Raw genomic sequence first — 779 nt, 5'->3', positions numbered from 1 at the left:
ATTAAGTTTTTTCATATCTCCTGAAACCCATACGGTACATCGTCCGGAGCGCTCTACTATGAATTCACAAAGATACTCTCTTGATAATTCAGTGGGCTGGAGCAAAAGTTTAATAGTCATCTTGTTTCTATTAAATTGAACTTTTGCATTTGGAAACTGCGACTTTAAAGCCAGACATTGTTGAGGAAGTGTCTTTTTTTGTAGTGAACTACTCTTCATGATCAGACACTCCCAAAAAAGGTATGGTTAGTGACCGGAATGATTGCGGATGATTTTTTATTGGTTAAATTACCCTTCGAGTTTACCCCGATGCGGTTATTAACCCGATTGTCTAACATGGTTCTTCCATATGCCTCAAAAGTATCTTGAGTCACCTGCGCACCAAAGCTTTCAGACAGACGGCTTTTTAAAGAATCCAAACCATCAATAAAATTCAAGGGATCCTCAACAATGTCTTTTTTAGCCATCTGTAACCATCGAAAGAAAGCATCTTTTCTTTTGGGCTCTGCAATCCAGCGGTCAGCAAAATTTTCTTCTCGACGTGTTGGGTTCAATACTTGGTATTCCCCATTTGGACCTATAGTAAAGTGTTGCTCCATATTCTCTAAGATATTGCAAATGGCATCATAAACATTCCCTTCATTACCATAAGCGCGGGCTGCCAAGGTATTTATAATGATAGAAGTAGGCTTGTAGTCTTCCCCTTCAAACATGATGTCTCGATGGCGCTTCAAAATTTGAATAGCCATTTGGAGAGGAGTACGCAAATTGTAAAGGTG

The 779-nt window shown here is 39.3% G+C and carries 1 protein-coding gene and 1 pseudogene; both read right to left on the bottom strand.

What is annotated here, in order from left to right; genetic code table 11:
- A partial coding sequence (locus ACPC58_RS11640; RefSeq protein ID WP_434066034.1) for a hypothetical protein occupies positions 1-219 on the bottom strand: 219 nt, incomplete at its 3' end.
- A 2-nt stretch (positions 220-221) separates the two neighbouring features.
- Positions 222-779, bottom strand: a pseudogene (locus tag ACPC58_RS11635) (hypothetical protein); the annotation flags it as partial.

The sequence above is a fragment of the Streptococcus sp. VTCC 12905 genome, from assembly GCF_049893385.1.
Taxonomy (GTDB): Bacteria; Bacillota; Bacilli; order Lactobacillales; family Streptococcaceae; genus Streptococcus; species Streptococcus suis_AA.
This window is presented reverse-complemented; position numbering and strand designations above follow the sequence as displayed.